Source organism: Flavobacterium sp., from assembly GCF_044339515.1.
Classification (GTDB): Bacteria; Bacteroidota; Bacteroidia; order Flavobacteriales; family Flavobacteriaceae; genus Flavobacterium.
This window is the reverse complement of record NZ_JBIIVK010000005.1, coordinates 65,024-81,290: the sequence shown is the minus strand read 5'-3', so window position 1 is coordinate 81,290 and position 16,267 is coordinate 65,024. Positions and strand designations below refer to the sequence as shown.

Below are 16,267 nucleotides of genomic sequence, written 5' to 3'. Positions count from 1 at the left end.
TGATGCAAAAGTATAATTTTAAATCATTCCTTCAAAAACTAATCATTCGGAACATTCTTAGCCAAGAAATTTTCACTAGAATTATTCCAACTATTTACAATGTTCTCTCTATCTTGATTGTATTTTTTTGACAATGCATTGTAGTTATTGATTCTAGAATTAATTTCTTTTACCATTGCATTGTAATTATCAATTTCTTCTTTCGTTCTGTCTTTTTGGTTTTTTCTTTCTAAACTTGTTTTTGCATCGTCAAATTTTGTTGAATACATTAAAAAATCAATTGTTTTGGCTGAATAATCCGTGCTGTATTTTTGATAAAACTCCATTGTTTTTTTGGTTATTGAACTTAAAGAAGTATCGCCATTGTAACCTTTAAACGTTTTTAATTTTTCTAATCCTTCATTGGCATAATTTTCTAACGAACTAGCATTTTGTTGAATAGCGGCATAATCCTTATTTTCAATTGCATTTAACAACATTATATCTGTTACATTACATTTAAAAAAAATCAAATACAATTCTTCTCTGTTTTTAAAAACTTCATTGGATATTTTCATTTTTTTGCCTAATTCATCATCACTATCATTGATTGTAATTTTGTATTTTAAAGCAAATTGATTTTGACCTAACTGCACAAGATCTTGCTCGCTTTCTATTTTTTTATCAATTAAATCTTTGGTCATCAAATAAGCTTCCATAAAATCATAGGATTGTTCAGAAACTTCTTGAAGATCGATTAATTTGCCATAATCTTCTTTTAAAATTAATTCTGAGTTAGTCAGATAATTTACTACAATATCGCGATATTCTGTATCGCCATTATAACCATCTTTTAAAGCCGCAATATTTTTTTTAGCCGTTTGAATACTTTTAATTAAATTGGTTCTGGTTGCATCAATTTTTCGTGCACTTTTAGAATGTGCAACGGTTCTAGTATATTTCCACATATTTTTGGAAATCATACTTTGTTCTTTGCCTATGAAATTTAAATAATCAACTGGAGTTTTAAATTCTTGGCAATTACCAATTGTAACTGTAAAAAAAGCTAAGATTAGAAATAATGTAGTGTTTTTCATAAAATATAAATTAGTTAGAAAGTTCTAATAGTAATTGAATGGCCTCAAAAGCGAATGCATTACTTTGTAATTGTTTTTTATTTAGTTCATTAAATTTTTGAAGATACTCATCGTGTTTAATTTTCTCTTCTAAAGCAACAGAATTTTTAATCTCAAAATCAAAATTGGTTTGAGTGAGTTGTTTGATTTCTTTGTAAATAGTATCTGTTAAATGAGAATTTTTATAAACTTCATCAAATGTGAGTTTTACCGGTTTTTTATCTCCATTAACATATTGATCCAATTGTTTATTAATTGATTTTACCTTTTGAAAATAATCCAAATTATTTACTCGATTCACACTATTTTGAATTGCAGTCGAAAAATCATTCTTCATTATTTCGTATCGAATAGGATAATCCAAAATGTCAGCATCAAGAGCATTTTTCGCTTTAGATTCTTTTGGAATTACATTTTCCATCAAACTTGGCAAATATACATCGGGTTCAACGCCGGTTTTTTGATGACTTTTTCCGTTGATTCTATAAAACTTATCTTTAGTTATTTTTACAAATCCGGTTGATTTATCTGTAAATTCAAGTGGAATTAATTGCTGAGCAGTTCCTTTACCGTACGATTTACTTCCAATTACAATACCTCGTTTATAATCTTGAATAGCATTGGCAAAGAATTCGCTGGCAGAGGCTGAAAAACCATTAACAATGACAATGATGGGTTTATTGAAAACCATTCCACGATTGACGTCTTTGAGTATTGTTTTCTTACCTTCATTATTTACTAATACAGAAACGGGACCGATGTCAATAAACATCCCAACCAAATTGATTGCTTCACCAATACTGCCACCGCCATTATATTGCAAATCGATGATTAAGCCTTCCACATTTTCATTTTTTAAATTGATGATAGCTTTCGCAACATCTTTAGAAAGAGTATTTTCGTTTAATTCATCCGTATAAAAGGAAGGAAGACTAATGTAACCAAACGATTTTTTATTTTTGGTTACTACACTACTAAATACTTCATTTTCAATATTTTTGAGTATTTTTTTTTCTAATTTGATGGTGTAGATTTCACCGCTTTTTTTACGAAAAGTAAAATCTGCCATTTTTTTTGATGAATCACTGAACAATTCTTCAATTTTAGAAAAATAATTGCATTGCACAGGAAATTCCTCGTGCGAAGTTTTAATCTTAATCAATTGATCTCCGTTTTCCACTTTATCAGATAGAAAAGCTACACTACCGGGGATGAGTTCTGCTACAAATAAATTATCAGAATCAGCATTGTTAAAAACAATTCCGAATGTTTCATTACTGGTTCGTAAATTGGTGATGTAGTCATCCTTTTTTTCCGTAGAAAAGTAAGCTGTATGCGGATCAAAATACGAACAAATGATGTTTAAAAATTTGTTTTCTAGTGATTTACTTATTGAATTGTCGTCACTTAAAAGCAGATTAATTTCACATTTATATCGTTCAAAAGTCAACTTTTCGGTCTCTTTTGAAAGTGAACTGAAATGAGTTAAAATGGAATCTTTATTCTTGCTTTTACTTGAAATTGATTCTAAAATATCGAATGTAATTCGCTTTCGTAGTAACTTTTTTAACTTTTCTTCATCTTTTAATGGTTCAAGTTTTGCTTTGGTAAAAAAAATTGTATCCTTAGAATTTAATGAATTTTTTTCTTTTTCGATGATGTCAATAAAATTCCTTTTTCTAACTAATCCTTTTTTATAAAGTTGAAAAAAATCATTAAAAAAAGCACAGTTTTGGTCAGCTATAGCATTGTCTAAAGTGAGTCTGTATTTTGAAAGACTTTCGATTTCACTTTTCAGAAACAACGATTTGTCTTCATCTACTTTCTCAAAGAAAGTGGAAAACACATAAATAGAAAGGCTGTCATTTAAAGGTTTTGGCTTAAAATGTTCCTTGTTTATGGCGGATAAAGTACTGTTTACCTTCTCACAAAATCCAGGATTTACTTGCGTATAACCGAATAATGGAAGACAAAAAAGAATAAATACTATTTTTTTCATTAAGGATAAAAGATCGATATTATTTTATAATCAATGACTCAACCAATTTAGAAATAAAAAATGAAATTATAAAAAATCTTTTACTTTTTGTAAAACGGCATTTTTACAACCTTCGCTTTTACTTTGTTATTTCTGATTTGAATGTAAATTTCAGAATCAATTGTTGAAAATTCTGTTTTTACATAACCCATACCGATTCCTTTTCCAACCGTTGGAGCCATAGTTCCTGAAGTTACGATTCCAATGTTATTACCATCAGCATCCACAATTTCGTAGTCGTGACGCGGAATTCCTCTTTCCAACAGTTCAAAACCAACTAATTTTTTGGTTACGCCTTCTTCTTTTTGCTTTTTCAAGTTTTCAGAATTGGTGAATTCTTTTGTGAATTTGGTAATCCATCCCAAACCTGCTTCTAATGGCGAAGTCGTGTCGTTGATGTCATTTCCATACAAACAAAAGCCCATTTCTAAACGTAATGTATCTCTAGCCGCTAAACCGATTGGTTTGATTCCGAAGGTTGCTCCGGCTTCAAATACTTTCGTCCAAATTTGTTCAACTTCTGAATTTTTACAATAAATTTCAAATCCACCTGAACCTGTATAACCTGTTGCAGAAATGATTACATTTTCAATTCCGGCAAAATCAGCCATTTCAAAATGATAATATTTAATTTCGGATAAATTGATTGATGTCAATGATTGCATTGCTTCAACTGCTTTTGGACCTTGAATTGCCAATAAAGAATAATCTTCTGAAATGTTATTCATTTCCACACCTAAATCATTATGCGACGAAATCCACTCCCAATCTTTTTCAATATTAGATGCGTTAACTACTAATAAATATTGTTCTTCTTTAATTTTGTAAACAATTAAATCATCCACTATACCACCTTGATTATTAGGCAAACACGAGTATTGAGCTCTACCAATAGTTAAAGTAGAAGCATCGTTGGAAGTTACTTTTTGAATGAGAGCCAACGCATTTGGACCTGACAATAAAAATTCACCCATGTGCGATACATCAAAAACACCTACGCCATTACGCACGGTTTCATGTTCCGCAGTTACTCCTTCATATTGAACCGGCATGTTAAACCCGGCAAATGGCACTAATTTAGCTCCTAAACTTTCGTGAATGTGCGTTAACGCTGTATTTTTCATTTCTATGTTGTCTAAAATTTGAAGTGGCTAATTTATTAAAAATAATACGATTTTTAATTCAAAAAGAATGCATAAATTATTTATTCTTTAAAAATTTATTCAATAACTCACAATTCTTATATAAATGGAATTTCTGATAAAAAATATTTCTAATCACAATCCAAAAAGCTATATTTACTTTTTAATACGAATGAAAATTTCGATTTAATTAATTTAATGAAGCCAGCAGAAAATATAGTACCACAACAGCCTGAAAAAGAAATTATTGAACCCCAACTCAATTTGCTTTTAACCACCGATGAAGATGACGATCGGCCGGTTTACATATCCGGAAATTTTAACAATTGGATCACACAAGACAAGCATTTTCAAATGGAAAAAGTCGGAAAAGGACTTTATCACTATAAATTTCCATTTGATTTTAAGTATCCAGACGAACTTTTGTACAAATTTACGCGAGGAGATTGGAGCGAAGTTGAAATTGATAAATACGGAAATCGGACAGAAAATCGTTCGTGCAAACAACACAGTGGCGTTAAAAAGGAACACGTAGCAAAATGGCGTCACAATTGGTTGCCTTTTAAACCCAATTTTTTACCAAAAGTTCATTTGGTTTCGGAAGAATTTGAAATTCCTCAATTGAATAAAAAACGAAAAGTTTGGGCATTGTTACCTTATGATTATGAAACTTCTACGGAACATTATCCGGTGATGTATTTGCAAGATGCTCAGAATTTATTCAACGAGAAAGCAAAATACGGCAATTGGGAAATTGATAAAAAGTTAGCCGTAATGGCTGAATATAAGATTGGGAAAATCATTGTTATAGCCGTGGAACATGCTGATAATGAAAGAATTTTAGAATACAATGTTGGTAATACAGTTCTTGGAACCGGTCAAGGTAAAAAGTACATTCGATTTTTAACTGACACCTTAAAGCCATTTATTGATGAAAATTTCAGAACAAAACCGGGACGTGAACATACCGGAATTGGCGGAAGTTCGATGGGTGGATTAGTTAGTATTTTTAGTGGAATTATGTATCCTGAAGTCTTTGGAAAACTGATGATTTTTTCACCCTCACTTTGGGTTGTGCCAAAAATCAAGTTGTCTTTTTTGGATATGGATGAACCGCAAGATACCCGAATTTACTTGTATGCCGGCGGTGATGAAAGTGCCACGATGATTGATCACGTGAAGAATTTTAAAAAACGTTTACTCAAAAAAGATGCGTTAAAAGATAAAATGAAAGTGCGATTAAGCATCAACGAACAAGGAAAACACAATGAAGTGTATTGGAGTGATGAATTTCCGAAAGCAATTGAATGGTTGTTTTTTAGTACGAAAGAAGAATGACAATTTCAATGACAATATCAATGTCAAAAATCAATAAAAATTTACAATGAAAATTCATTATACAAATAATCAAACCCATAAAAAATTAAACTTAATTCCGCTTTTGGAAACAGAAGAGGCGATTATTTTTGATGAAATCCATTTATCCAAAACCATTTTTTCAGGAAAAAAAGACAGTCTTTATTTTTATGAAAAGGATGAAAATATTTTTATATTTATTGGTTTAGGAAAGGATCCGGATTACAAATCGATTAAAACGACATTCCGAAGAATTTCAACTAAGCAAAAATCCTATTTTAAAGAGGAAGCTAAACTGTTTTTATCAGGCGATTTATCGAACGATTATATTGAAGCTATTATTTCCGGTTTGTGGTTAGGAACGTATCAACTAGGTCATTATAAAAAAGATATTACTAAGCATCCGTTAGAATTAAATGAATTTATTTTTGAAGTGAATTCGTCTTCGGATGTCAAAAATGTAATTGATAAAGGTCTGAAAATTGCCAATGCTCAATTGGAAACCTATCATTTAGTGGATTTACCTCCCAATAAAATTACTCCAAAACATTTAGCCGATTGGGCCATTGAAGCAGGAAAGAAATTCGGATTTTCAGTGGAAGTTTTCGGTCAGCAAAAGTCAAAAGAAGTAGGTTTGGATGCCTTTATTTCTGTTGGAAAAGGAAGTGCCAATGAATCGCAATTTATCATAATGGATTATCAACCTGAAAATGCTAAAAAACACATCGGTTTGGTTGGAAAAGGAATCACGTTTGACACTGGCGGACTCAACATCAAAACGGCGGGAATGGTTCATATGAAGTGCGATATGGCGGGTGCTGCTGCAGTTTTAGGAGCAATGCAGTTGATTGCTGATTTGCAACTTCCTTATCGAGTAACGGCGATAGTTCCTGCTTGTGAAAATTCGGTGGATGCCAATTCGTTTTTACCGAGTGATGTGATTGGAAGTTACAGCGGCCATTCCATCGAAATCATTGATACCGATGCCGAAGGAAGATTGATTTTAGCAGATGGTTTATCTTATTTAATTAAAAATTATAATCCGGAAACGGTTATTGATTTAGCCACGTTAACCGGAAGTAGCGTTGCCACTTTTGGCAATGAATGTGGAGCTTTGTTTACAAATAATGAATTGTTAGTCAAACAATTACAACAAGCAGGCGATGGAATAGGGGAACGTTTGTGGCCATTGCCTTTATGGGATGCCTATAAATCCGATATCGAAAGTGAAATTGCCGATGTGAAAAATTATTCAGGAAAACCGGTTGCCGGAGCAATTTCTGCGGCTAAATTTTTAGAATTTTTTACTGAAAATCATACCTCTTGGGCACATCTTGATATTGCCGGTGTTACTTTCGTGGATGATGAATTTGCAAAAACCAAACACGCAACGGCGTTCGGCGTGCATTTAATTACTAATTTTATTGAAAACCAATAATATATGGAAAATAATACCAAAACCTTCATCTGCATTTCCAATTATTTTAAAGGAAATGATTTTTTAATTAATATGAAGAAATTAGGAAACAAAGTTTTTCTAATCACTTCAGAAAAACTGCGAGACAAGCCTTGGGCTTTCGATTCGATTGATGAAATTTTTTATATGCCCGGCCAAGATATTGATTGGGATTTGGATATGCTTTTGCAAGGCGTTGCCGGATTAATGCGAAAAGAAAAAATCGATGCCATCGTAGCATTAGATGATTTTGATGTGGAAAAAGCAACCTTTTTGCGTGAAAATTTACGTGTTGACGGAATGGGGCAAACCACCGGTAGGTATTTCCGAGATAAATTGGCTATGCGAGTGAAAGCTCAGGCAGAAGGTGTTCCGGTGCCAGCTTTCAGTGCTTTGTTTAACGATGAATACATTAATCATTTTGCGGATACTGTTTCGCCGCCTTGGGTATTGAAACCGCGTTCCGAAGCTTCTGCATCAGGGATTATGAAAGTGCATTCGAAAGAGGAATTATGGCAAAAAATTCATGAATTGGGTGACAATCGCATAAAATATTTGGTAGAGCAATTTAAACCTGGAGCAGTATATCATTGTGATGGTTTGAATTTCAACAACAAAGTTTTATTTAGTATAACATCGCAATATTTAGCGACTCCAATGGAGATTTCTCAAGGTGGCGGAATTTTTAGAAGTGCCAATATTCCATATAATAATGCCGATGACAAAGCCATCAAAAAAGTGAACGAGCAAGTGATGAAAGCGTTTGGGATGAAACACGGAGCAACTCACACCGAGTTTATCAAATGCAATGAAGATGAGAAAATTTACTTTTTAGAAACTTCTTCAAGAGTAGGAGGAGCTCATTTAGCCGAAATGGTGGAAGCCGCTTCTGATATCAATTTATGGGGAGAATGGGCAAAAATTGAAGATGCTTTGGTCAGAGGTAAAGAATACAAAGTTCCTTCACAAAAGAAACAATTTGCGGGGATTGTTTTGACATTATCTAAATTTGAACAGCCTGATTTGAGCGGATTCAATGATAGCGAAGTGTGTTTCCGTGTTCCGTTGGAATACCATGCCGGATTGATTGTTAAATGTGATAAACATGAGCGAGTTCGTGAATTATTAGATGATTATGCAGAGCGATTGGTGAGAGACTTTGCTACAGTTGCAGAGCAACAGGCGGTGAAGAAGTTGCATTAACGTATACTATTTTATTTACCATATAAGTCATATAAGTTTTTTTATTTTTTGAATGTATAAAATTTAAAAATTTCCATATAATTCATTTAAGTTTTTTGATATGTGTTTGAAGCTTACAATTGCTTATATATTTTAAAACTTTGTATATAGGTCATATAAGCTTTAGATTTTTTAAAACTTATATGACTTATATGTTTAAAAAATAATCTAATTTGAAAATATACCACTCGAAAAACTTCCACAAACACACTTTTTGCCTTTGGAAAGAAGTTTCTCAAACGGATTTTGAGTTGCAAAAATCGAATTTTAAAAGTAAGTCAGGAAGTGAATATTTTTTTACTGAGGAAGGTGTTTACCGTATTTCCAACCATTGGGGAAGAGCCGCCAATTGTCGTTGGCGATTGTTACCATTGACCAATTATAAAAACCAACATACCAAAATAGGTTTTGCTCGCTGGACAGATTTTTACCCCAATGATGAAACCGCCAACTTATTCTTTATTCAAGTAGATTCTGAACAGAAAACCATTGATTTTTTTCATAAAGATATGCCGTTTTATGATGGAAAAGCTGCGTTACGAAATGCCTCTGAAACTGCCAAAACGATTAAAAGTATCAAACAAATTTTGAATGAAGATGATTGGGCGAAGTATTTGGAATATGAGGATTTGGAGGGTTTACGTAATGATGTTGTGAAGAAAATGATTTATGATGGAATGAGTTTTGGGGAGGCGAGGAGAAATTTGTTGAAATAATTGATATATTTGATAAACCAATAAAAATATGTTTGTAATGAATAAATTATTTTTAATACTCTTTTTATCTATAAATGTTTTCAGTCAAAATAATGAAGTAGGTTCATTAATTGGAAAATGGAATGTGATTGATGTCTCAATAGGAATTCCAATTCAAGGAAAACAAGATGAAATTCAAATGGCAAAAATGTTTTTGAATGCAACCTTTGATTTTAAAAGTAACAATTCATTTGAATTGAATATTAAAAGTTCTAACCCTTTTGCCAAAGAATTAAAAGAAATGACCAAAGGAACTAAATGGAAATTTATTACAAAATCAAATATGATAATGATAGGGAATAAAGAGGATAATTATTCAATAATTGGAGTTCAGTATTTAAAAAATGAAAAAGGTCAATTTTTTAAACTTTTAGAAAGTGGAATAATGTTGAAAGTTGAAAAATCCTAATAAAATATTAAGCATTTATTACTACTCCCTCTCAAACATCCCAACCGTTCCACCAACCCAATCTTTATCTTTATTGAATTTCACACCAATCATTTCGCCACGGCTAAGACGAACTAAGTTGGTCACGAGAGTAGGTGAGGGAGCATCTTTTTTCCAAACGGCTAACAAGCGAACTTCGGCTTTTACTTTTCCATCCGGTGATTGAATGATGGGAAGATAGTTTACTTTTTTCTGTAGAATGTATAAGTCTTTTTCTGTAACGGCTTCGATGTCTTCTTTCTTCACGTGGAAAATTACGCCACTTCCGGAGAAGGAGAACAACGGTTTGAGAACATAGTTTTCCAAATCAGTTGGAATTTCTTTTAAATCGCTTAATAAGGTGGTTTCAATAAAATACTTTCCTTTTAAATAAGGCAAAATAAATTTACTGATTCGGAAAAACCAATTCGGATGGCCGGCCCATTCTACCTCTAAATCGGCAGAAAAATCAAAGTTGAGTTGCAAATCGGTGCGTAAATCCAATTCGTCAAAAATGACACGGTTATAAATTCGTTTTACTTCAATTTCAACTCCTTTATCATTCGTGTAAAACAGCTTTTTTCCTTTTTGAATTAATTCCGTCACACAAACTACAGGAATTCCGATGTCGCGTTTGCAGTAGTAAAAATCAATTTTGGTGTTTTGTTTTTCAGGTTCAATTTCTAGCAGAATTACATTTTCTTTCAGATGATTATTGCAAATCACTTCGTCGATTAATTTTAAATAGGATTCGTTATCCAAACCATTTAAAAAAGGAGTCAGTTCCTTCAGAAAAGGGTAGAAGTCAACAAATTTCTGCGACAAGTGATTCTGAAAATTAAACAGCGAAGGAAATCCTTGTACTTCAATCAATTTCGGAATAATTTTTCCATCTTCTTCACAAATACCAAAATCGATAGCTAAAAAAGTGGTGTGATTGTCTTCGTTAGGCACTTTTCTGTTTAACTCTAACGCTTTGTTAGTTAATTCTTTAAATCCATCTTGTTGAATAAAATCAATCACTTGATTGCAACCTTCCAATAACTGTTCTTTCAATTCATTTGGAATGAAAAAAGGCGTTTCTCCAATCCGGAAAGTTGGTTTGTAATCAAAATCTGCTGTGATTGAATCAATTAACTGATTGTATTTTTCGGTTGAGAATTCTTTGTTAAATTGTTTTCTGAAAGCTGTATTCATTGTAAAACATTTTTAAAAAAAAGACACAAAAGAAAATACTAGTGTGCCTTTTTTGGAATTTAAAATTTATAAAACTTAGTTAGAGAGTATTTTTTTATGTTTCATCAAATCGTTGATGGCGATGCGAAGAAAGTTCGGAATAATGGTTTCGTTGGTACGATAGATTTTTTCCTCATCCACCAAATCTTCTAACATTTTCAGAAATTTTGGACGACCTTTCATCTTAATAATTTTTTCTTTGAAGCTTTTATTTCGCATATGAGCTAAGAAACTGAGTGGGTCGGCTTCCGGATGAAATTGCAAACCTACAAACTCATTCGAAAAACGAATACCCATTATCGCTCGTTCATACTGTACATGATCACGGATTTTTTCTAACGCAATAATTTTTGCACCCATTTTTTTGATGTTTTTCAACTTGGGTTGCACCACTTGAAAATCGCGACTATCAATCGAGTAAAACGGATTTTCTAAACCTTCAAACAAAGGATCTGTAAAACCTTCATTCACTTTGTGTGTGGTCATTACACCAAAAGAAGTATCTTTTCGCTTATTAATTTCTGCTAAACCAAAGTGTTTACAAGCCATTTGAAACGAGTGACAAATGAATAACACATGCTTTTTCATTTCGTTTTCCTTATTCCAATTCCAAAGAGAATCGATTAAGTTGAAATAATTTACATCCCATTTTCCATCGCCTTCCAAAGGATTTCCGGGTCCGCCGGTTGAAATAAAAATATCAAATTTTTTGATTTCAGGAAATTCATTTTTTCCACGAACATCAAAAACCTGAAAGGTAACCATTTGATTGAATCGGTTGATGATGTCAAAAATACAACGCATGCCTTGGTTGGGTTCGCCGTCGTACATGTCTAAAACCGCTATTTTTATTTGTCCGTTCATTTGGTAACTATTTAGTGATGCAAAGATAACTTTTTTGAATTATTGTCTTGTAGGATTTTATTGTTGTTTATGCAATAGAAATTAACAATTTTTGATTGAACACAGATTTTAAAACTTTTTAATTGAACACGGATTTTATTGATTTAATAGATTTTCGCGGATTTCTTTTTTCGAAGCTTCGATTAATGGATTAAAAGCGGATTTCCACGCATGCATATAATTCTAACATCTATTTTTCTCTTTTTTCTTTTTTCTATCCTCTTTCCTCTAAATTCCTTTTGTAAACTCGCTTGTAATAAAATCAACTACTTTGGTTAGATCCTGTGTTTGTTCGAAAATGGCTAATTGTTTGGCGGCACCGGTTCCTTCGCGAAGGATAGTGTGCACGTAGTTAATTTCGTCTCGGCTTCCTAATTCATCTACCACATCATCAATAAATTCGAGTAATTCGAGAATTAAATCTTTGGTTGGTACTTCTTTTTGTAAACCAAAATCAATCATATTTCCTTGCACACCGTAACGAGCGGCACGGAATTTATTTTCTTTAATCAAAGCCAATCGATACACATTAAAACTGGTGTTGGACATGTTTAGTTTATACAACTTTGCAACAATCGCTTGAATGATTGCCACAATACAAATGGTTTCATCCACCGTTAAACTCATATCGCAAATACGGAATTCAATCGTGTTATAAAATGGATGCAAACGCAAATCCCACCAAATTTTCTTCGGATTATCAATGCAATTCGTTTTAACTAAAGTTTCTAAGAAATTGTCATACGATTGCACAGAATCAAAATATTCCGGTAAACCGGTTCGGGGAAATTTATCAAATACTTTTGTTCTAAATGATTTATAACCGGTATTTCTTCCTTCCCAAAATGGTGAATTGGTTGAAAGTGAAAAAATATGCGGTAAAAAATAACACGCTTGATTGATTAATTGTAAACCGACTTCACGACTTTCAATGCCCACGTGGCAATGCATTCCGAAAATCAGATTAGAACGGGCGGCATCTTGCAATTCGTTTACAATATTGTGATAACGAGGGTCATCCGTAATCGGTTGGTCTTGCCATTTTGAAAACGGGTGTGTTCCGGCAGCACCTACAACCAAACCTTGATTTGCGGCTAGTTCCACAATTTTTTTTCGAAGAAAAGTGATTTCTTCACGGGCTTCTTTTACACTTTTACAAATATTGGTACCTACTTCCACAACGGATTGGTGCATTTCGGCTTTCACTTGTTCCTGGAGAATGATTTTGGCACCATCTACAATTTTAGACATGTGCGAACGCAAGTCTCTCGTTTCCGGATCAATAATCAAATATTCTTCTTCTACACCCAGTGTAAAAACGGGTAACGCTTTCTTCATAATCGTTCTATTACTCTATTTTCAATATTATATTTTTATTAAAATCGTTTGGCGTCATTTACAGAACCTTTCATAAAAGTTCCCCAAGTGAGGTTCATTTGACCATCTTTGTGCTTTTTAGCGTTTTCAATAGCCATTTTCGCTGCTTCTTCAACAACCCATTCAAAATTGTCTTTTCCAACAGAGGTCAATTCAGCATCCGGTGCAGGGTTTCCAAAATCAATTGCATAGGGAATACCATCACGAACGGCGAATTCTACGGTATTAAAATCATAACCTAAACCTTTACAAAGACGCAACGTGTAATCTTTTACGGTGGCTAACAATTTTTTATCTGCCGGTGGTCCGTCAACAACATAACGTAAATGATGCGGATTACGTGGTTCGTAAGGCATGATTCTCACTGCTTTTCCGCCTAAGCAATACACACGAAAATATTGGTCAAAAACAATTTCTTCTTGCAAGAGCATCACTAATTGTCCGGTTTCACGGTGAATATCCCAGAACTCGTCACGGTTTTCCAAGCGATATACGTTTTTCCATCCTCCGCCGGCATATGGTTTCATGTAAGCCGGAAACTTTACATAATCAAAAATGCTTTCCCAATCCATCGGATAAGCTAAATTTCTAAACGATTTACTGGTCGTATCGGTTGGATGCTCCGCTGATGGTAAAATCACTGTATTCGGTAAAGGAACGCCTAAAACATCTGCCAAACAGTTGTTGAAAAACTTATCATCGGCACTCCACCAAAATGGATTGTTGATGACAGCTGTTCCGGTTAAAGCCGCATTTTTTAAATAGGCTCTGTAAAAAGGAACGTCTTGTGAGATTCTGTCAATTATAACTGCGTATTCTGTAGCTTTGTTTTGTACAACTTTATCAATCGAAACGGCTTCGGCAATGATGCCTTTTTCGTTTTTTGAATTAACACGTTCAATGAATGCCTGTGGGAAGGTGTCTTCCATTCCAAATAAAATTCCAATTTTTTTCATAGTGAGTTATGTTATATTGTTTAAAAAAATTTAATTCTCGATAAATAGTGTGGAAACATTTCTTTCCAAACCGGCCAATCGTGTTCACGATCTTGACGAACATCCAACCAATGAGGAATATCACGGTGGGCGAGGACACGGTTAAGTTTTAAATTGGCATCAAAACATATATCCCAATTGGAAGTGCCGAGCACAATATCCATATTCCATAGTTCACGATCATTTAAACCGTGTAAATAATCTTCCGGACTATTGTAAAAAACATTATCATCATGATAACCATCCATAAAGCTTTTGATATTAAAAGCTCCTCCCATAGAAAACATATGACTGACGTATCCGGGATGACGGAAAGCAAAATTAGCGGCATGGTAACCACCGAAACTACAACCGGCAACGGCTACTTTTCCGGCATAGGTATTGTTTTTAACACGCTCTACAATTTCATGACAAATCATCTTATCATACCAAACATGGTTTTGTATACGATGTGTAGGATGGATTTTCTTGTTGTAAAAACTATCCTTGTCAATACTGTCTGGACAAAAAATTTGAATTAGACCTTGTTCAATATACCAACTCGCTGAGGCGATAAGTCCTTGATCTCTATTTTCATGGTAACTTCCCATCGAAGTGGGAAATAAAATTACGGGATAACCGGCGTGACCAAAAACCAACATTTGAATTTCTCTGCCCAAGTTAGGGGAGTGCCATTTGAAGTATTCTTCTCTCATAACATTCGTTTTAACAATAATAATGAAAAAATATCAGAATTAATGACAAAAGAGAGAGTTTTGATTATTTTTATGATTTAGTCTTTAACAGTTTGAAAAGGGTGTAAAAAGCTCAAAAAATACATTGAATTTAAGCGTTCGATTTAAGTATTTGCAAAAAAAATGACTTCATTTTATAAGTGATTTTGCTGTAATGTATTTTAAATCGAGCTAAACCGATGGGAATTGCATGCAAATTGAATCAAAAGAATAAAAAATATTAAATAAATGTTGTAAATTTAAGGTCATAATTTAATTCATTCCGAAATGAAAAATATACTATTCTTAGCACTATTTTATTTTTTTGTAGGATGTTCTAGTCAATCAAACTTTCAAAATCATACTATAGTTCAAGAGGTACCATTATTGAAGTCTAAGACAGATGGCTATTTCAAGGCCATTGGTACAGAGCCATTTTGGAGTTTAGAAATTTCAGAGGAAATGATTCGCTTTCAAGGGATCGAATCCGAAAGTGAACTTAAAGCACCTCATGTTGAACCCATTCGTGCAATGGATACCAACACGAAATTATATCGATTAAATACTGAAAAAGGTGAAATGGATATCACGATTAGTTTGCAAAATTGTTCTGATGGAATGTCAGATCAAAAACATGATTATAAAGTTACCATTAATATGAAAGGAAATAGTACAAAAAAAAATGTAAACTATTCGGGTTGTGGAAATTATATTGTTGACTATCGTCTGTTTGATTTATGGCTTTTGGAAGAAATAGAGGGTAAAAAAGTTAGTTTAGATGACTTTAACAAAGAAATACCAAGTATTGAAATAAATTCTTCCGAAAAGAAATTTTTCGGTCAAGGTGGTTGCAATCGTATTTCCGGAAACATTTTTCAGGAAAGGGAATTGTTGCGTTTTACAAACATAATTTCTACTCGAATGGCTTGCGGCGAAATAAATAAAGAAAATTCTTTTTTGAATGCGTTGCAAAACTCAACCGGTTATAAAATTAAAAATAATCGTTTGTATTTAACTAATTCAGATGGAGTAAAAGTTGTTTTTAAAAAAATAGATTAAGATGCTTGTTGGGTATCAAACAGCATGATATTGCTTTTCAATCGTTCAATCAACATATTCATCATTCGCTTATTGAGGTTGGATGAATTTTTAATATAATCTTCATATTCAGAAAGGGTGAATAATCCGATTACCATTCCTTTTAATGAGTTTCTGAATTTGATATCTTTTTGGATAGAATTCTCGATGAACTGTAATTTTTTTTCGGTTGAATAAGTGTAAAAATCATTTTTATGCTTAGAAATATAATTTTTAAATACATCTACAAACAAATCATTCTGAAGTTTGAGAATAGGGCGGATGGTTAGGTTTTGAAACTTCTCTTCAGCAGAAGATTGTTCGGTAACTACTCCAAGTGCATCACCTCGGTTTTCGATAATGTAACTATCTCTTGTTGTCATGATTTTTTTATTTTAAAGTTATAAAAAAACCTCTGTCGTAAAACAGAGGTTG

The 16,267-nt window shown here is 32.9% G+C and carries 15 protein-coding genes; 6 read left to right on the top strand and 9 right to left on the bottom strand.

The annotated features are described in order from the left end of the window. Positions 1-38: 38 nt before the first annotated feature. From ACIQ0M_RS02385 to gcvT, 3 genes are all read right to left on the bottom strand, one after another. Positions 39-1,076 (bottom strand): hypothetical protein, encoded by a 1,038-nt coding sequence (locus tag ACIQ0M_RS02385; protein WP_396149336.1) that lies wholly within the window; start codon positions 1,074-1,076, stop codon positions 39-41. Between the two features lie 10 nt (positions 1,077-1,086). Then, on the bottom strand, positions 1,087-3,114 hold the full coding sequence (locus ACIQ0M_RS02380) for a S41 family peptidase (protein WP_396149334.1): 2,028 nt from the start codon (positions 3,112-3,114) through the stop codon (positions 1,087-1,089). 80 nt (positions 3,115-3,194) lie between these two features. Continuing rightward, the gene (gene gcvT / locus ACIQ0M_RS02375; RefSeq protein ID WP_396149331.1) at positions 3,195-4,277 is read right to left on the bottom strand and encodes a glycine cleavage system aminomethyltransferase GcvT; all 1,083 of its coding nucleotides are present in this window, start codon (positions 4,275-4,277) and stop codon (positions 3,195-3,197) included. Positions 4,278-4,493: 216 nt separating this feature from the next. On the opposite strand from gcvT, the gene ACIQ0M_RS02370 reads away from it, so the two are divergent. The 5 genes from ACIQ0M_RS02370 (at position 4,494) to ACIQ0M_RS02350 (ending at position 9,513) form a co-directional block, all read left to right on the top strand. Further along, a complete protein-coding gene (locus ACIQ0M_RS02370; protein WP_396149329.1) occupies positions 4,494-5,633 on the top strand; it encodes an alpha/beta hydrolase in 1,140 nt (379 codons plus the stop codon). A gap of 46 nt (positions 5,634-5,679) precedes the next feature. Continuing rightward, positions 5,680-7,089 carry a leucyl aminopeptidase family protein gene (locus ACIQ0M_RS02365; RefSeq protein ID WP_396149327.1) on the top strand — a complete coding sequence of 470 codons (1,410 nt, stop codon included), beginning with the start codon at positions 5,680-5,682 and terminating at the stop codon, positions 7,087-7,089. Positions 7,090-7,092: 3 nt separating this feature from the next. Beyond that, positions 7,093-8,310, top strand: a complete 1,218-nt coding sequence (locus tag ACIQ0M_RS02360) for an acetyl-CoA carboxylase biotin carboxylase subunit family protein (protein WP_396149325.1) — start codon at positions 7,093-7,095, stop codon at positions 8,308-8,310. Positions 8,311-8,522: 212 nt separating this feature from the next. Beyond that, complete coding sequence (locus tag ACIQ0M_RS02355; RefSeq protein ID WP_396149323.1) at positions 8,523-9,065, top strand: hypothetical protein; 543 nt, start codon at positions 8,523-8,525, stop codon at positions 9,063-9,065. 37 nt (positions 9,066-9,102) lie between these two features. Then, on the top strand, positions 9,103-9,513 hold the full coding sequence (locus ACIQ0M_RS02350; protein ID WP_396149321.1) for a hypothetical protein: 411 nt from the start codon (positions 9,103-9,105) through the stop codon (positions 9,511-9,513). A 21-nt stretch (positions 9,514-9,534) separates the two neighbouring features. On the opposite strand, the gene ACIQ0M_RS02345 is transcribed toward ACIQ0M_RS02350, so the two are convergent. From ACIQ0M_RS02345 to ACIQ0M_RS02325, 5 genes are all read right to left on the bottom strand, one after another. Further along, complete coding sequence (locus ACIQ0M_RS02345; RefSeq protein WP_396149319.1) at positions 9,535-10,728, bottom strand: hypothetical protein; 1,194 nt, start codon at positions 10,726-10,728, stop codon at positions 9,535-9,537. 75 nt (positions 10,729-10,803) lie between these two features. Continuing rightward, positions 10,804-11,631, bottom strand: coding sequence for a type 1 glutamine amidotransferase (locus ACIQ0M_RS02340; protein ID WP_396149317.1), 828 nt, complete (start codon positions 11,629-11,631; stop codon positions 10,804-10,806). A gap of 267 nt (positions 11,632-11,898) precedes the next feature. Beyond that, positions 11,899-13,008 (bottom strand): carboxylate-amine ligase, encoded by a 1,110-nt coding sequence (locus ACIQ0M_RS02335; RefSeq protein WP_396149315.1) that lies wholly within the window; start codon positions 13,006-13,008, stop codon positions 11,899-11,901. Positions 13,009-13,046: 38 nt separating this feature from the next. Next, a complete protein-coding gene (locus ACIQ0M_RS02330) occupies positions 13,047-14,003 on the bottom strand; it encodes a RimK family alpha-L-glutamate ligase (RefSeq protein ID WP_396149313.1) in 957 nt (318 codons plus the stop codon). Between the two features lie 20 nt (positions 14,004-14,023). Beyond that, positions 14,024-14,737, bottom strand: a complete 714-nt coding sequence (locus tag ACIQ0M_RS02325; protein WP_396149311.1) for an esterase family protein — start codon at positions 14,735-14,737, stop codon at positions 14,024-14,026. Between the two features lie 306 nt (positions 14,738-15,043). Here ACIQ0M_RS02325 and ACIQ0M_RS02320 point away from each other — a divergent pair, with 306 nt between their 5' ends. Beyond that, a complete protein-coding gene (locus tag ACIQ0M_RS02320; protein WP_396149309.1) occupies positions 15,044-15,814 on the top strand; it encodes an META domain-containing protein in 771 nt (256 codons plus the stop codon). Here the strand turns inward: ACIQ0M_RS02320 and ACIQ0M_RS02315 are convergent. Beyond that, a complete protein-coding gene (locus ACIQ0M_RS02315; protein WP_396149307.1) occupies positions 15,811-16,215 on the bottom strand; it encodes a glyoxalase in 405 nt (134 codons plus the stop codon). The genes ACIQ0M_RS02320 and ACIQ0M_RS02315 overlap by 4 nt on opposite strands. Positions 16,216-16,267: the final 52 nt, after the last annotated feature.